This window comes from Delftia sp. CH05 (assembly GCF_009827015.1).
Taxonomy (GTDB): domain Bacteria; phylum Pseudomonadota; class Gammaproteobacteria; order Burkholderiales; family Burkholderiaceae_C; genus Comamonas; species Comamonas tsuruhatensis.
The window spans coordinates 84,395-98,653 of sequence record NZ_WUMG01000015.1 but is presented as its reverse complement, the minus strand read 5'-3'; the positions used below and the strand labels follow the sequence as shown (position 1 = coordinate 98,653).

Here is a 14,259-nt window from a genome sequence, read left to right as displayed (position 1 = left end):
GTACAGCAAAGGGCTCGGGAATTCCCGGGGCTGCCGGCTTGACGACAGTGCAAGTGGGGGCATTGCCCACTGAATGAGAAAGGTTTGCATCGCCCAGAAAAAAACCGCCGGCAAAGGCGGTTTTTTTCTGGGGAAAGCCCCGGGGGACTTTCCTGCAGTGCCAGCGGATTAACGCTTGGAGAACTGCTTGGCGCGGCGTGCGGAGCGCAGGCCGACCTTCTTACGTTCGACTTCACGAGCGTCACGCGTCACGAAGCCGGCTTGGCTCAGGACGGGCTTGAGCGCTGCGTCATAGTCGATCAGGGCGCGGGTGATGCCGTGGCGGGTAGCGCCGGCCTGGCCGGATTCACCACCACCGTGGACGTTCACTTGAATGTCGAAAGCTTCCAGGTTGCTCGTCAGAGCCAGGGGCTGCTTTGCGATCATGATCGAGGTTTCGCGGCCGAAGTATTCCTGAATGTCCTTGCCATTCACGGTAATCTTGCCGGAGCCCTTCTTCAGGAACACGCGTGCGACGCTGGATTTGCGACGGCCGGTGCCATTGTTCCAATCACCAATCATCTAGGTCTCCTTAGATTTCCAGAGCCTTGGGCTGCTGGGCGGTGTGGGGATGCTCAGCACCGCCGTACACCTTGAGCTTCTTGATCATTGCGTAGCCCAGGGGACCCTTGGGCAGCATGCCCTTGACGGCCTTTTCCAGAGCGCGGCCGGGGAACTTGGCCTGCATGTCGCGGAAGTTGGTGGCAGTGATGCCGCCGGGGAAACCAGAGTGGCGGTAGTACACCTTGTCCAGGTTCTTGGTGCCGGTGACCTTGAGCTTGGAGGCGTTGATGATGACGATGAAGTCGCCGGTGTCAACGTGAGGTGTGTAAATGGCCTTGTGCTTGCCGCGCAGACGGAGTGCCACTTCGCTGGCGACACGTCCGAGCACCTTATCGGTGGCGTCAATCACAAACCACTCGTGTTGCACCTCAGCGGGCTTTGCGCTGAATGTAGACATGAGTTTTCTCTTTCAAGAAAGGTTTGGCGGGCCCTTTTCCGCGGTCGGTGCTTCTTCAAAAAGGAAGCCTCTTAGGCGGGGATGTAAACTTCGCCGCGGGACCCATAAAATCGCTGCGAAGCCCGCCATTATACAAAACTGGCGCAACCGCACCATCCCCCCGATCCGCAAGTCCCCGGCAGCCCTCGCCGCGAGGCGCCAGCGCCGGGCAACCTTGCAGCCGCCATGGGTGTCCACCCGCCAGCGCGGCTGGTTACCATCACGCCTATGTTCAGTTACCGCCACGCCTTCCATGCAGGCAACCATGCCGATGTGCTCAAGCACACCGTGCTGATCGCCACCCTGCAATACCTCCTCCAGAAGGAGGCCGCCCTTACGGTGCTGGACACGCACGCCGGCGCCGGCCTGTACCGTCTGGATGGCGACTATGCCAACAAGAGCGGCGAGGCCGCAGACGGCATCCTGCGCCTGGCCCAGGCCAAGGAGTCCGAGCTGGCCCCGGTGCTGCAGGCCTACATCGCCTCGGTGCGCTCCTTCAACCAGGGCGCGCAGCTGCGCAACTACCCAGGCTCGCCGTTCATCATCCAGTCCCTGCTGCGCGTGCAGGAGCGCGACAAGCTCAAGGTCTTCGAGCTGCATCCCACCGACATGCGCTCGCTGGCCGGCAACATTGCCCAGCTCGAAGCCGGCCGCCAGGTGGCCGTGCTGCACGAGGACGGCTTCGAGGGCATCAAGAAATTCCTGCCGCCGCCGTCGCGCCGAGCCCTGGTGCTGTGCGACCCCAGCTACGAGCTCAAGAGCGACTACGCCAAGGTGCTGGACATGGCGGCCGACAGCCTCAAGCGCTTTGCCACAGGCACGTATGCGTTCTGGTATCCGATCATCCCGCGCCCCGAGGCGCACGATCTGCCGCGCCGCCTGAAGACCATGACCACCAAGGCCGGCAGGAGCTGGCTGCATGTGGAGCTCACGGTCAAGAGCAACAAGACCTCGGAGCGCGGCGGCCTGCCGGCCAGCGGCATGTTCCTGATCAATCCGCCGTTCAATCTCAAGGAACAGCTCAAGCCGGCCATGCCGCAGCTGGTCAAGCTGCTCGGTCAGGACGAGAACGCGGCCTTCACGCTCGAATCCGGCGGCTGAGCCCGTTCAGCGCGCGTTCGAGGCCGCAGAGGCCACTGCGGTGGACGAGGCAGCGGCGGGCGCCGCAGCCTTCGCCACCGGCTTGGCGGCAGGGACGGCACGGCTGGCCACGGCCGTGCGTGCATTGGGCCTGGGGGCAGGCGCCTTGGCCTGGACACGCGGACGCACCGGCGCCTTGGCCTGAACCCGGGTCCGTGCCTGTGTTGTCTGTGCCTGTGCCTTGGCCTGCTGCGTCTTCTCGATGGACTTGGCCTTCCTGGCCGTGACCAGGGTTTCGGGGCACTCCTGCTCACCATCGTCGAGCTGCCACAGCTCCACGGGCTTGATGCCCAGGCCGACCATGCCCAGCTCCTGCGCTGCGGCCTGGCTCAGATCGATCACGCGGCCAGGCGCAAACGGCCCGCGGTCGTTGATGCGCACCACCACTGTCTTGCCCGTGGCGGCGCTGCGCACGCAGACGCGGCTGCCGAAGGCAAAGCTGCGGTGCGCGGCCGTCAATTCTTCCTTGTCGAAACGCTCGCCGCTGGCGGTCAGCCGGCCATGCAGGCCCGGGCCATACCAGGAGGCCAGGCCTTGCTGGTCGCTGTCGCGCGAGGGCACGAGGGCGAAGTCGGGATTGGAGGGAGCCTCGGCACTGTCTTCGGGCGAGGCCGACTCGGAGGGCTTGGCATCCGGGGATTTGCCGGCCGGCTGCGCGGCCCGCGATGTGCGGCCACCGCGCTTGCCGGCCGAGGGCACGGCCGCTGGCGTCTGGCCTTCATCCATTGCCGCCGCACCTGCGGTCAGGGCGCCGGACTCGGCATCGCTTTGTGCCACGGGAGCCGGCGCGCAGCCAGCCAGGGTGGCGGTGATGGCGCACATGGCCAGCCAGCGCCAGTGCAGGCGTCGAAAACCACGATCCATGGGCAAAAACCTCCAGGGAACGCCTGACCGTTCCCAAGTTCTAGAGGGTCGCCCGGGGCCGGCGCAGTGGCTGCGCGCTCAAAGGCCCAATCGATCGCAGATTTCCAGCGTGGCGACGCTCTGGTTCATCGTATAGAAGTGCAGCCCGGGAGCGCCCTGGCTGCGCAACTGCTCGCATAGACGGGACACGACATCAAGGCCGAAGGCGCGAATGGACGCCGTGTCATCTCCGTAAGCCTGCAGACGCAGGCGGATCCAGCGCGGGATCTCGGCGCCGCAGGCGTCCGAGAAGCGCATCAGCTGCGTAGAGCTGGTGATGGGCATGATGCCGGGAACAACCGGTGCATCAAGCCCCATGCCGCGCGCCGCATCAACGAAACGGCAGTAGGCGTCGGCATTGTAGAAATATTGGGTGATCGCGGAATCCGCGCCAGCGCGCACTTTAGCCGCAAACGCATCCAGATCGGACTGTGGGGATTTCGCCTGCGGATGGACCTCCGGGTAGGCCGCCACCTCGATGTGGAACCAGTCGCCGAACTCGCGGCGGATGAATTCCACGAGATCGCTGGCGTACTGGAATTCGCCACCCAGGCCATAGCCGCTGGGCAGGTCGCCGCGCAGCGCGACGATGCGGCGCACGCCCATGGCCTTCAGCTCCTGCAGTTCGGCGCGCACCTTGTCGTGCGTGGCGCCCACGCAGGAGAAATGCGATGCCGCGCTGACGCCTTCGTTCTGGATGTCACGCACCATGGCGAAGGTGCCCGTCTGCGTGGAGCCGCCCGCGCCATAGGTGACGGAGCAGAACTGGGGCTTGCGCGCATAGAGATTCTTGCGCACCTGCACATGCTTGGTCGCGCCCTCGGGCGTCTTGGTCGGGAAGAACTCGAAGCTGATCGGAAAGCTCATGTAAGACTCGCTGCTCAGTGTTTCATTCGTTGCGTTTGCGCAGCTTGGCGCGGCCCGGACCGGGCACGCCGAACTCGGTACTGGTGTCGATCACACGCTCGTTGCGCTGCTCGCGCAGCACGGTGCGGGACACGCGCTTAGGCGCGGCCGGCTTAGGAGCGGCCTTCACGGCCGAGCGGGGCTGGTCGTCGTCCTGCGTTTCAGGCTGCTCTGGCTCCTTCACCACGGCCGCCTGCTGGGCATGCACGAAGAATTCGCGGTTGCCGTCGCCGCCTTCGATGGCCGACTCCATCCAGCCCTTGACCTCCAGGCCCAGCTCGCCCAGGCAGGTGCGAATGCGCTGCTCCACCTCGGTGAACAGGGCCGCATCGCGCACGATGCCGCCCTTGCCGACCTGGCCCGGCTGCAGCTCGAACTGCGGTTTGACCAGCATCAGCAGCTGGCCATGCGGCTTGAGCAGGCGCGTGACGGCCGGCAGCACCAGGGTCAGAGAGATGAAGGACAGATCGCCCGTGACGAAGTCGAACTGCGGCGTGATGTCCACGTCGGCAAACTCGGCGCGGCGGCGGCGCTGCGTGGCCACCGTGCCCTCATCGCGCGCCTTGCCCTTGGCCGCGCGCTCGGCCTTGAAGGCCTCGATCTCGTTTTCCTTGGCGTCGTCGCTGTCGTCGTAGTCCTCGTCGACCACGCCGCCGTTGCGCATCCAGGCATAGGGCGCCACGGGCTGGGTGTCGTTGTCGTCGGGATCTTCTTCCCAGCGTTCGGACAGCACTTCCTCGCAGGCCTCCTGCAGGCCCTCGGCCGTCACCGCGCGGGCATTGACGCCTTCGACGCAGATCACGCGCGCATCCGAGCGCAGCCGGTCATGCAGCTGGCCATGGCCCACGTCCACGCCGATGACCTGGGCGGCGCCTGCCTGCAGCAGGCAGTCGGTGAAACCGCCCGTGCTCTGGCCCACGTCCAGGCAGCGCAGGCCGTCCACCGACAGCTTGGTGGCCGCCAGCGCGCCTTCCAGCTTCAGCCCGCCGCGCGAGATGAACCGGGCCTCGGCCCCGTCCAGCAACTGCAGCTCGGCACCTGCGGGAATCTCGTCACCGTTCTTGGCGACCTTCTTCCACGGCGTCAACGGCGTCATGCGCCACTGCACGCCACCCGCAATCAGCCGCTGCGCCTGCGAGCGCGTGGCCGCATGGCCGGCTTCCACCAAAAATACATCTGCGCGCATAGCGTCGTTCCCAGGAAATCTCTAAACCAATGACGCCAAGCGGCGCCGCACCCCACACTGGCAGGGCCCAACTCAGGGACACCGAGCAAGGGCCGCCCCGCCGCGAGGGTGTCGTCCCCCTCCCTTGCGAAGCAAGTAGAGAGGGGGAAGCGGTGCAAGCCGCTCAGGGGGTGCTTAGTAGCGGTAGGTTTCGGGCTTGTAGGGACCCTGCTTGCTCACGCCGATATAGGCAGCCTGGCCGTCCGTCAGCTCGGTCAGCATGGCGCCGACCTTCTTCAGGTGCAGGCGGGCAACCTTCTCGTCCAGGATCTTGGGCAGCACGTAGACCTTGCCGACCTCGTAGGCATCGGGCTTGGTGAACAGCTCGATCTGGGCGATGGTCTGGTTGGCGAACGAGGCGCTCATCACGAAGCTGGGGTGGCCGGTGGCGCAGCCCAGGTTCACCAGGCGGCCCTTGGCCAGCAGGATGATCTTCTTGCCGTCAGGGAAGGTGATGTGGTCCACCTGGGGCTTGATCTCTTCCCACTGGTACTGCTCGATGGAGGCGACGTCGATCTCGTTGTCGAAGTGGCCGATGTTGCAGACGATGGCTTCGTTCTTCATGGCCACCATGTGCTCGTGGCGGATGATGTCGCGGTTGCCGGTGGTGGTCACGAAGATGTCGGCCTTGTCTGCCGCCCACTCCATGGTCACGACCTTGTAGCCTTCCATGGCGGCCTGCAGGGCGTTGATGGGATCGATCTCGGTGACCCAGACCTGGGCCGACAGCGCGCGCAGCGCCTGGGCGCAGCCCTTGCCCACGTCGCCGTAGCCGGCCACCACGGCGACCTTGCCGGCGATCATCACGTCGGTGGCGCGCTTGATGCCGTCCACCAGCGATTCGCGGCAGCCGTAGAGGTTGTCGAACTTGCTCTTGGTGACGGAGTCGTTGACGTTGATGGCGCGGAACTTCAGCGTGCCCTTGGCCGACATCTCGTTGAGGCGGTGCACGCCGGTGGTGGTCTCTTCGGTCACGCCGATGATGTGGGCGCTCTTGCGCGTATACCAGGTGGGGTCCTGGGCCAGCTTGGCGCGGATGGCGGCGAAGGCGATCTTCTCTTCCTCGGAGGCGGGGTTGTCCAGCACGGACAGGTCCTTTTCGGCGCGCATGCCCAGGTGCAGCAGCATGGTGGCATCGCCGCCGTCGTCCAGGATCATGTTGGGGCCTTCGCCTTCGGTACCGGCGGCGCCGAACTCAAAGATGCGGTGGGTGTAGTCCCAATAGTCGGCCAGCGATTCACCCTTGATGGCGAACACGGGCGTGCCCGTGGCGGCGATGGCGGCGGCGGCATGGTCCTGCGTCGAGAAGATGTTGCACGAGGCCCAGCGCACGTCGGCGCCCAGGGCCTTGAGCGTCTCGATCAGCACGGCCGTCTGGATGGTCATGTGCAGCGAGCCGGCGATGCGCGCGCCCTTGAGCGGCTGTGCCGCGGCGAATTCCTCGCGCGTGGCCATCAGGCCGGGCATTTCGGTTTCGGCGATCAGGATTTCCTTGCGGCCCCAGGCGGCGAGGGAAATGTCAGCGATGGCCGTGTCGGCGGAAACGGGACGAACAGCAGCGTTCATGGTTTTCTCCAAAAGATGAATGAAAAACCACGTTCTGCGGGAGACGAAAAAAAGCTCACCGCACAGAAAGCGTGGGCGAGCGTCGTTGCAGGTATGACTCCGAGCCTCGCAGACCGCATCTGGTGAATGGGCCTGCTGCAACGCTCCTCGGAGAGGCGCTGATTATACCGATCCCGGGGATGCCTCACCGCCCAGCCCCACAAGCCGGTAGCCCACCTGCAGCTCGGTCACCAGGTGGCGCGGCTGGGCCGGCTCGTCCTCGATCTTCTGGCGCAGATTGGCCATGTGCACGCGCAGGTAATGGGCACGGCCCAGGTATTCGGGTCCCCAGACCTGCAGCAGCAGCTGGCGGTGGGTCATCACACGGCCCTGGGCGGCGATCAGCGCCGCCAGCAGGCGGAATTCGATGGGCGTGAGGTGCACCGGCTGGCCCGCACGCCGCACCTCATGCGTGGCCAGGTCCACCTGCACCTGGCCGAAGTGCACCTGGCTGGATGCAACTGCGCCGCCTGCGGCCCCCAGTTGCTGGCGGCGGCGCAGCATCACGCGCAGCCGGGCCAGCAGCTCGGGCACACCGAAAGGCTTGACCAGGTAATCGTCTGCGCCGGCGTCCAGGGCGGCCACCTTCTCGTCCTCGCGCTCGCGCGCGGAAAGCACGAGCACGGGCACGGAGGACCATCCGCGCAGCTCGGTGAGAACCTGCTTGCCGTCGGCATCCGGCAGGCCCAGGTCGAGGATGACCAGATCGGGCTGGCGGCTCGCCGCCTCGATCAGGCCCCGGCGCGCGCTGTCGGCCTCGAAGACCTGCCAGCCCTCGTCCTCCAGCACCAGGCGCACGAAGCGGCGGATGCCGGGGTCGTCCTCGATCATCAGGATGCGGTTGGTGGGCGTGCTCATGGCGCAAGACTCTAATCGAGCAATGGCTGCTCCGGCACCGGAAAGCGCAGCGTGAACACGGTGCCGGGGCCTGGGCGCGCGGCAGCGGCCTCGATGCGCCCGCCATGGGCCTCGACAATGCTGCGCACCAGCGCCAGCCCCAGGCCTATGCCCGAGACGGTGGACTCGGCCGTGCCGCGCGTGAAGGGCTCGAACAGCGTCTCCACGGGCAGGTGTGGCGGCAGGCCGGGCCCGCCATCCTGCACGGCCACAAGCACCTCGCCGTCCTGTTCGCGTGCGTGGATGGTCAGCGGCGTGCCGGCCGGCGTGTACTTGGCGGCGTTGTCCAGCAGGTTGACCAGCACGCGTTCCATGAGCACGGGATCGAGCTGCAGCAGCGGCAGGCTGGCGGGCACGTCGGTGCTCACGGGATGCTCGTGCAGGCGCGCGCGCATCTGGCGCAGCGCGCTGCCGACCACTTCATCCAGCGGCAGCCATTCGCGCTGCAGGTGCACGCCGCCTTGCTGCAGGCGCGCCATGTCCAGCAGGTTCTCCACCAGTCGCTGCATGGCCTGGGCCTGGATGCGGACCTGCTCCAGCATGTCGGCTGCGCCGCCCGGCGGCACATGGCGCTGCGCGGCCTCGGCCGCGCCCAGGATGGTGGTCAGCGGCGTGCGCAGGTCGTGCGAGACGGCCGACAGCAAGGTGTTGCGCATGCGCTCGCCCTCCATGGCGATCTGGGTCTGCTGGGCCACGGCCACGAAGTGCTGACGCTCCAGCGCCAGCGCCACCTGGCTGGCACAGGCCTCCAGCAGGCGCTGCTCCTCGGGCACCTCCAGGCGCTGGGGCGCACGCAGCTGCAGCACCAGTACGCCCCGCATGCGCACGGGCGCCGCCAGCGGCACGTAGCGGGCCGGCGCGGCCGGCAGCGTGTCCGTGCCCTGGCCGGCCTGCTGGCCGTGGTCCATGGCCCAGCGCGCAATGCTGTCGTCCATGGGGCAGGAGCCGCCGCCGGCGGGGCGCAGGCGCTCGTCGGCATCGGGCAACAGCAGCCCGGCCTGGGCGTCGAACACGCCCGAGACCGTGCTCAGCGCAATCTCCACCACCTGCTCCTGCGTGAGCGCGCCCGAAAGGTCGCGCGCCAGCCGCGCCAGGGCGCCCGCGCGCCGCTCGCGCTCGGCCGCCACGCGCGCCTCGTGGCGCAGCCGCGCCATGAGCTGGCCGCAGACCAGGGCCACGCCCAGCATCAGCACGAAGGTGAACAGGTACTGCGTGTCGTTGACATGGAAGGAACCGCGCGGGGGCACGAAGAAAAAGTCGAAGCACAGTACCGACAGCAGCGCCGCCCAGGCGCCCGGGCCACGCCCCCAGCGCAACGAAGACAGCACGACGATGAGCAGGAACAGCATCACCACGTTGGCCGGGTCGAAGATGCGCAGCAGCTGCTCGGCCAGCACCGTGGCGGTCAAGCAGGCCAGGGTCACGCCGGCATAGCCCTTCCAGGGCAGCGGCCTGCGCCGCAGCGGTACGGCAGGCGCGGCCTCGGTCCGGGCCGCGCTGGAGCCCCCGGAGAGCACCAGCACGTCGATGTCGGGATGCAGCTGGACGATGCGGTCGGGCAGGCTGCGGCCCCACCAGCGCCAGGGCGACCATGCCGGGCGCGGCGGCTGGGCCAGCACCAGGCGGCTGGCGTTGCGCTCGCGCGCGAAGGCAACCAGGGCCTCGGCCACATCGGCGCCCGGCAGCGTGGCCGTCTCGGCCCCCAGGCGTGCGGCCAGGGCCAGGGTCTTGAGCACGGCGGCCTGCACGCTGCGTGGGCGGTGCTGGCGCTGGGGCGCGTCCACATACACCACCATCCAGCCAGCATCCAGCCGGCGTGCCATGCGCGCCACCTGGCGCACCAGGGCGTCGTCGCCCGCATGACCTGCCACGGCCACCAGCAGGCGCTCACGCGCAGGCCAGACCGTGCCTATGGAGCGCTCGCGCCGGTAGTCGCGCATGTCCTCGTCCACGCGGTCGGCCGTGCGGCGCAGTGCCAGCTCGCGCAGCGCCAGCAGGTTGCCGCGCCTGAAGAAGTTGCGCGAGGCCCGCTCGGCCTGCTCCATCATGTAGACCTTGCCGTCCTTCAAGCGGCGCAGCAGCTCGTCGGGCGAGATGTCGACGACGATGACCTCGTCGGCATCGTCGAAGATCTGGTCGGGCACGGTCTCGCGCACCGTGATGCCGACGATGCCGCCCACCACGTCGTTCAGGCTTTCCAGGTGCTGCACGTTGATCGTGGTCCAGACATCGATGCCTGCGTCCAGCAGCTCCTGCACGTCCTGCCAGCGCTTGGGATGGCGTGAGCCTGGCGCATTGCTGTGCGCCAGTTCATCGAGCAGCAGCACGCGCGGACGCCGCGCGAGCGCCGCATCCAGGTCGAACTCGCGCAGCGTCCGTCCCTGGTGCGGCAGCTCGCGCAGCGGCAGTTGCTCCAGGCCATGCAGCTGCTGCGCCGTTTCCTTGCGGCCATGGGTTTCCACGAGTCCCACCAGAACCTCGCGGCCCCCCTGGCGTTCGCGCTGGGCGGCGGCCAGCATGGCGTAGGTCTTGCCCACGCCTGCATTCGATCCGAAGTAGATGCGCAGCTTGCCCCGCCCCTCCTGCGCCCGCTCATGGCGCAGGCGCGCGACCAGGGCGTCGGGATCGGGGCGCGGCAGACCGGGCGGCGCCGGCTCGGCAGAGGACGAAATGGGCATGGTTCTCAGCCTAGCACCAGAGCGTGCCCCCACACTAGAACGCCGCCGACAGCGACAGCACCCAGCCGCTGCGGCCCAGGCTTTGCATCTGGCCTGCCGCATTGGCCGCGCGGTAGTAGCGCGTGTCGGCCGAGGTGCCGGCCCAGGCCAGCGTGGCCGTCCATGGCCCCCAGCTGCGGGCCAGCGAGACGCGCCAGTCGGCGTACGACAGTTCGCTGTAGTTGCGCACCTGCGTGTGGCCGGCATGCAGGCCCAGCACCGCCCAGTCACCCAGCGGATGCTGGTAGTTCAGGTCCAGATAGCTGCTGCCGCGTGAGCTGCCGCTGCCGGGAAGTGCCTCGGCAAAGGCCGTGGCCGCCGTGCTGTCGCGCAGGCCGAAGTAAGGCGTCAGCGCCAGCGACCATTTGGCGCTGAAGCCGCCGTGGGTGACGCCCAGATAGGCCTCGGTGGTGTCGTAGCGCACGCCGCCGCTGCCATCCCCGCGGGGCACGCGCGCGCCGGGGTAGTTGTAGTGCAGCAGGCCGATGTCGCCCGTCCAGCCCGGCAGCAGCTCGGTGCGCCAGCCGCCGTACAGGTCCAGCTCCAGCGCGCGGCCGTCCAGATAGCTGTGGCGCGACACGCTGGAGCCGGACACGCCCAGGTAGGCGCCGCGCGGCAGCGACAGCTCCAGCCCGCCCTGCAGCGCCGGCCCCATCCAGCTTTGCGAGATGCCACGGAAACGGTAGTCGCTGAGCAGCGCCACGCTGCCGGTGAGCGCGTAGGCGGGTGTGGGCGATGGCTGGGCATCGGCACTGGCAGCGTTGACTGGGGAGGTTTCGGCCTGGGCATGGCAGGACGCAGCCGCCAGCGACAGCAGTGCAGCCAGTGAGGCACGGGGGAAGAAGCGGGGGACGGCACAAGCGGCCGTCATGGAAGAAACGGATTTCATCTTGGTTTTTGTACAGAGAAAGCAAGGCGGTGCCTGCCCGGACGGGCAGGCTTGCCGCCAAAGATCAGGCCAGGCCGAAAGCCACCAGCAGCATGTCGATCAGCTTGATGCCGATGAAGGGGACGACCAGCCCCCCCAGCCCGTAGACCAGCAGGTTGCGCCGCAGCAGGGCCGAGGCGCCGATGGCGTGGTAGGGCACGCCACGCAAGGCCAGCGGTATCAGGACGATGATGATCAGCGCGTTGAAGATCACGGCGCTCAGGATGGCCGAGCCCGGGCTGGCCAGTCCCATGACATTGAGCGCCGACAGCTGCGGATACGTGCCCACGAAGGCGGCCGGGATGATGGCGAAGTACTTGGCCACGTCGTTGGCCACGCTGAAGGTCGTCAGCGCACCGCGCGTCATCAGCATCTGCTTGCCGGTCTCCACGACCTCGATGAGCTTGGTCGGGTTGCTGTCCAGGTCCACCATGTTGCCGGCTTCCTTGGCCGCCTGGGTGCCGCTGTTCATGGCCACGGCCACGTCGGCCTGGGCCAGTGCGGGTGCGTCATTGGTGCCGTCGCCGGTCATGGCCACCAGCCGGCCGGCGGCCTGGTGTTCGCGGATCAGGCGCAGCTTGTCCTCGGGCGTGGCTTCGGCAAGGTAGTCGTCCACGCCGGCCTCGGCCGCAATGGCGGCGGCCGTGAGCGGATTGTCGCCCGTGATCATCACGGTCTTGATGCCCATGCGGCGCAGCTCGGCAAAGCGTTCGCGTATGCCGTGCTTGACCACGTCCTTGAGCTCGATCACGCCCAGCACGCGGGCGCCATCGGCCACCACCAGCGGCGTGCTGCCGCGCCGCGAGACATCCTCCACCACCTTGAGCATGGCGGGCGGGAACTTGCCGCCCATGGCTTCGACGTGGCGACGCACGGCGTCGGCCGCGCCCTTGCGCAGGCTGCGCGTGCCGCCGTCGGGCTGCGGCATGTCCACGCCGCTCATGCGCGTCTGGGCCGTGAAGGGCACGAAGACGGCATGCAGGGTTGCCAGGTCACGCTCGCGCAGGCCATGCATTTCCTTGGCCAGCACGACCACGCTGCGGCCCTCGGGTGTCTCGTCGGCCAGTGATGCCAGCTGCGCCGCATCGACCAGCTGCGCGGCCGTCACGCCGGGCGCGGGCAGGAATTCGCTGGCCTGGCGGTTGCCCAGCGTGATGGTGCCGGTCTTGTCCAGCAGCAGCACGTCCACGTCGCCGGCCGCCTCCACGGCGCGGCCCGAAGTGGCGATCACGTTGGCCTGCATCATGCGGCTCATGCCTGCCACGCCAATGGCCGACAGCAGGCCGCCGATGGTGGTCGGGATCAGGCACACCAGCAGGGCGACCAGCACCGTCAGTCCCACGACCTGCCCGCTGCCCGTCAGCTCCACCGCAAAGGCCGAATAGGGCCGCAGCGTGACGATGACCAGCAGGAACAGCAGCGTCAGTCCGACCAGCAAGATGGTCAGCGCCAGTTCGTTGGGCGTCTTGTGGCGGCGGGCCGACTCCACCATGGAGATCATGCGGTCCAGGAAGGACTCGCCGGGGTTCACGGTGATCTGCACCACCAGCCAGTCCGACAGCACGCGCGTGCCGCCGGTGACCGAAGAGAAGTCGCCGCCGGCCTCGCGGATCACGGGGGCCGATTCGCCGGTGATGGCGCTCTCGTCCACCGAGGCCACGCCCTCGATCACCGTGCCGTCCAGCGGTATGGTGTCGCCGGCCTCGACCAGCACCCACATGCCCGAGCGCAGTTCTTCCGCACCCACGGGATGCCAGCGGCTTTGGTAGCTGGCCTGCTCCAGCTTCTTGGCGACCGTGCTGCGCTTCATGCTGCGCAGGCTCGCGGCCTGGGCGCGGCTGCGCCCCTCGGCCAGCGCCTCCGCAAAATTGGCGAACAGCACGGTGAACCACAGCCACAGCGCAATGGCCAGGATGAAGCCCGCAGGCGCCTCGCCCTCGCCCGCCAGGGCCTGGGCCCAGAGCAGGCTGGTGAAGATGGCGCCCAGATAGACCACGAACATCACCGGGTTGCGCCATTGCGCGCTCGGTGCCAGCTTGCGGATGGAGTCACCCAGCGCCTGGCGCACCAGCGAAGGATCGAACAGGGACAAAGCAGTTTTGCGCGACATGGCTTACTCCTTGGCGGCATTGGCTGCCGCAGGCTGCAGCGTCGCGGCCGAGAGATCGTCCAGCGCCAGATTCAACTGCAGCACGTTCACGCGCGGCTCACCCAGCAGGCCCAGAACGCGCGGCTGCATCTGCTGGCGCAGCAGTTCCTGGACCTTGGCCACAGGCAGCTGGCGCTCGCGTGCCACGCGCGGCAGCTGCAGCTCGGCATTGGCCACAGAGATGTGCGGATCCAGGCCGGAGGCCGAGGCCGTCACGGCATCCACAGGCACAGCGGCATCTGCCGCCAGACCATTGAGTTCGCGGTAGGCCGCCACGCGCGCCGCCACGGACTCCTTGAGCGCCGCGTGGGTCGACCCCTGGTTGGTGGCAGCCGACAGCGCGGCGTTGTAGGGCGCGGCCACCGTGGCATCGGCCTTGTCGGGATCCGGCGCCGTGGTGGCGCTGGGCCGACCCTGGAAATAACGGGGCGAAGCGAACTCCTGCCCGATCAGGGCCGAGCCCACGACCGAGCCCTGGCGCGTGATCAGGCTGCCATTGGCGGCCTTGGGAAACGCGGCCTGGGCCACGAGCGTGGTGACCAGCGGATACGCCAGGCCCGTGACCACGGCGACGAACAGCGCCGACCGCAGGCTGGGGCCGAACAGCGAGCGCAGCCCGCCGGCATCGGTCTGGGATGGAACCTGCGCATCGGTGCGCAGCACCGGCAACGGGCCGGAAGTGTGTGTTTGAACTTGCATTTCGGAAACCTCCGCCGCGCTGCTGTGTCAGGCACAGCAGGCGGCCAGGAA

The 14,259-nt window shown here is 67.9% G+C and carries 12 protein-coding genes and 1 riboswitch; of the genes, 1 reads left to right on the top strand and 11 read right to left on the bottom strand.

Annotation, left to right across the window (positions count from 1 at the left end; all coding sequences use genetic code 11):
- Positions 1-168: 168 nt before the first annotated feature.
- Together rpsI and rplM are read right to left on the bottom strand one after the other, a co-directional pair.
- Positions 169-561: a 30S ribosomal protein S9 gene (gene rpsI, locus GRX31_RS14410; protein WP_012207710.1), complete on the bottom strand. Its 393-nt coding sequence runs from the start codon at positions 559-561 to the stop codon at positions 169-171.
- Between the two features lie 10 nt (positions 562-571).
- A complete protein-coding gene (rplM, locus tag GRX31_RS14405; RefSeq protein WP_012207711.1) occupies positions 572-1,000 on the bottom strand; it encodes a 50S ribosomal protein L13 in 429 nt (142 codons plus the stop codon).
- A gap of 267 nt (positions 1,001-1,267) precedes the next feature.
- Here rplM and GRX31_RS14400 point away from each other — a divergent pair, with 267 nt between their 5' ends.
- Positions 1,268-2,140 (top strand): 23S rRNA (adenine(2030)-N(6))-methyltransferase RlmJ, encoded by an 873-nt coding sequence (locus GRX31_RS14400; RefSeq protein WP_017406717.1) that lies wholly within the window; start codon positions 1,268-1,270, stop codon positions 2,138-2,140.
- 6 nt (positions 2,141-2,146) lie between these two features.
- Here the strand turns inward: GRX31_RS14400 and GRX31_RS14395 are convergent, their stop codons facing one another.
- The 9 genes from GRX31_RS14395 to kdpC all read right to left on the bottom strand — a co-directional run bounded on the left by GRX31_RS14395 (position 2,147) and on the right by kdpC (position 14,208).
- On the bottom strand, positions 2,147-3,043 hold the full coding sequence (locus GRX31_RS14395; RefSeq protein ID WP_160853265.1) for a septal ring lytic transglycosylase RlpA family protein: 897 nt from the start codon (positions 3,041-3,043) through the stop codon (positions 2,147-2,149).
- Between the two features lie 78 nt (positions 3,044-3,121).
- Positions 3,122-3,949, bottom strand: a complete 828-nt coding sequence (gene metF, locus GRX31_RS14390) for a methylenetetrahydrofolate reductase [NAD(P)H] (RefSeq protein WP_016448461.1) — start codon at positions 3,947-3,949, stop codon at positions 3,122-3,124.
- 22 nt (positions 3,950-3,971) lie between these two features.
- Complete coding sequence (locus GRX31_RS14385) at positions 3,972-5,174, bottom strand: TlyA family RNA methyltransferase (RefSeq protein WP_160853263.1); 1,203 nt, start codon at positions 5,172-5,174, stop codon at positions 3,972-3,974.
- A 174-nt stretch (positions 5,175-5,348) separates the two neighbouring features.
- Complete coding sequence (ahcY, locus tag GRX31_RS14380) at positions 5,349-6,779, bottom strand: adenosylhomocysteinase (protein WP_016448463.1); 1,431 nt, start codon at positions 6,777-6,779, stop codon at positions 5,349-5,351.
- Positions 6,780-6,849: 70 nt separating this feature from the next.
- A riboswitch (S-adenosyl-L-homocysteine riboswitch) is annotated at positions 6,850-6,934 on the bottom strand.
- Between the two features lie 7 nt (positions 6,935-6,941).
- Positions 6,942-7,676 (bottom strand): response regulator, encoded by a 735-nt coding sequence (locus GRX31_RS14375; RefSeq protein WP_016448464.1) that lies wholly within the window; start codon positions 7,674-7,676, stop codon positions 6,942-6,944.
- Positions 7,677-7,687: 11 nt separating this feature from the next.
- Complete coding sequence (locus GRX31_RS14370; RefSeq protein WP_160853261.1) at positions 7,688-10,393, bottom strand: sensor histidine kinase; 2,706 nt, start codon at positions 10,391-10,393, stop codon at positions 7,688-7,690.
- A 34-nt stretch (positions 10,394-10,427) separates the two neighbouring features.
- Positions 10,428-11,303: a TorF family putative porin gene (locus GRX31_RS14365; RefSeq protein ID WP_160853283.1), complete on the bottom strand. Its 876-nt coding sequence runs from the start codon at positions 11,301-11,303 to the stop codon at positions 10,428-10,430.
- A gap of 82 nt (positions 11,304-11,385) precedes the next feature.
- Complete coding sequence (kdpB, locus tag GRX31_RS14360; RefSeq protein WP_016452759.1) at positions 11,386-13,470, bottom strand: potassium-transporting ATPase subunit KdpB; 2,085 nt, start codon at positions 13,468-13,470, stop codon at positions 11,386-11,388.
- A gap of 3 nt (positions 13,471-13,473) precedes the next feature.
- Positions 13,474-14,208 (bottom strand): potassium-transporting ATPase subunit KdpC, encoded by a 735-nt coding sequence (gene kdpC / locus GRX31_RS14355; RefSeq protein WP_016448468.1) that lies wholly within the window; start codon positions 14,206-14,208, stop codon positions 13,474-13,476.
- Between the last annotated feature and the right edge of the window lie 51 nt (positions 14,209-14,259).

What these genes read in the sequence shown, in the direction of transcription:
- rpsI (WP_012207710.1), bottom strand. Translation starts at nt 561, where the DNA reads ATGATTGGTGATTGGAACAATGGCACCGGCCGTCGCAAATCCAGCGTC.
- rplM (WP_012207711.1), bottom strand. Translation starts at nt 1,000, where the DNA reads ATGTCTACATTCAGCGCAAAGCCCGCTGAGGTGCAACACGAGTGGTTT.
- GRX31_RS14400 (WP_017406717.1), top strand. Translation starts at nt 1,268, where the DNA reads ATGTTCAGTTACCGCCACGCCTTCCATGCAGGCAACCATGCCGATGTG.
- GRX31_RS14395 (WP_160853265.1), bottom strand. Translation starts at nt 3,043, where the DNA reads ATGGATCGTGGTTTTCGACGCCTGCACTGGCGCTGGCTGGCCATGTGC.
- metF (WP_016448461.1), bottom strand. Translation starts at nt 3,949, where the DNA reads ATGAGCTTTCCGATCAGCTTCGAGTTCTTCCCGACCAAGACGCCCGAG.
- GRX31_RS14385 (WP_160853263.1), bottom strand. Translation starts at nt 5,174, where the DNA reads ATGCGCGCAGATGTATTTTTGGTGGAAGCCGGCCATGCGGCCACGCGC.
- ahcY (WP_016448463.1), bottom strand. Translation starts at nt 6,779, where the DNA reads ATGAACGCTGCTGTTCGTCCCGTTTCCGCCGACACGGCCATCGCTGAC.
- GRX31_RS14375 (WP_016448464.1), bottom strand. Translation starts at nt 7,676, where the DNA reads ATGAGCACGCCCACCAACCGCATCCTGATGATCGAGGACGACCCCGGC.
- GRX31_RS14370 (WP_160853261.1), bottom strand. Translation starts at nt 10,393, where the DNA reads ATGCCCATTTCGTCCTCTGCCGAGCCGGCGCCGCCCGGTCTGCCGCGC.
- GRX31_RS14365 (WP_160853283.1), bottom strand. Translation starts at nt 11,303, where the DNA reads ATGACGGCCGCTTGTGCCGTCCCCCGCTTCTTCCCCCGTGCCTCACTG.
- kdpB (WP_016452759.1), bottom strand. Translation starts at nt 13,470, where the DNA reads ATGTCGCGCAAAACTGCTTTGTCCCTGTTCGATCCTTCGCTGGTGCGC.
- kdpC (WP_016448468.1), bottom strand. Translation starts at nt 14,208, where the DNA reads ATGCAAGTTCAAACACACACTTCCGGCCCGTTGCCGGTGCTGCGCACC.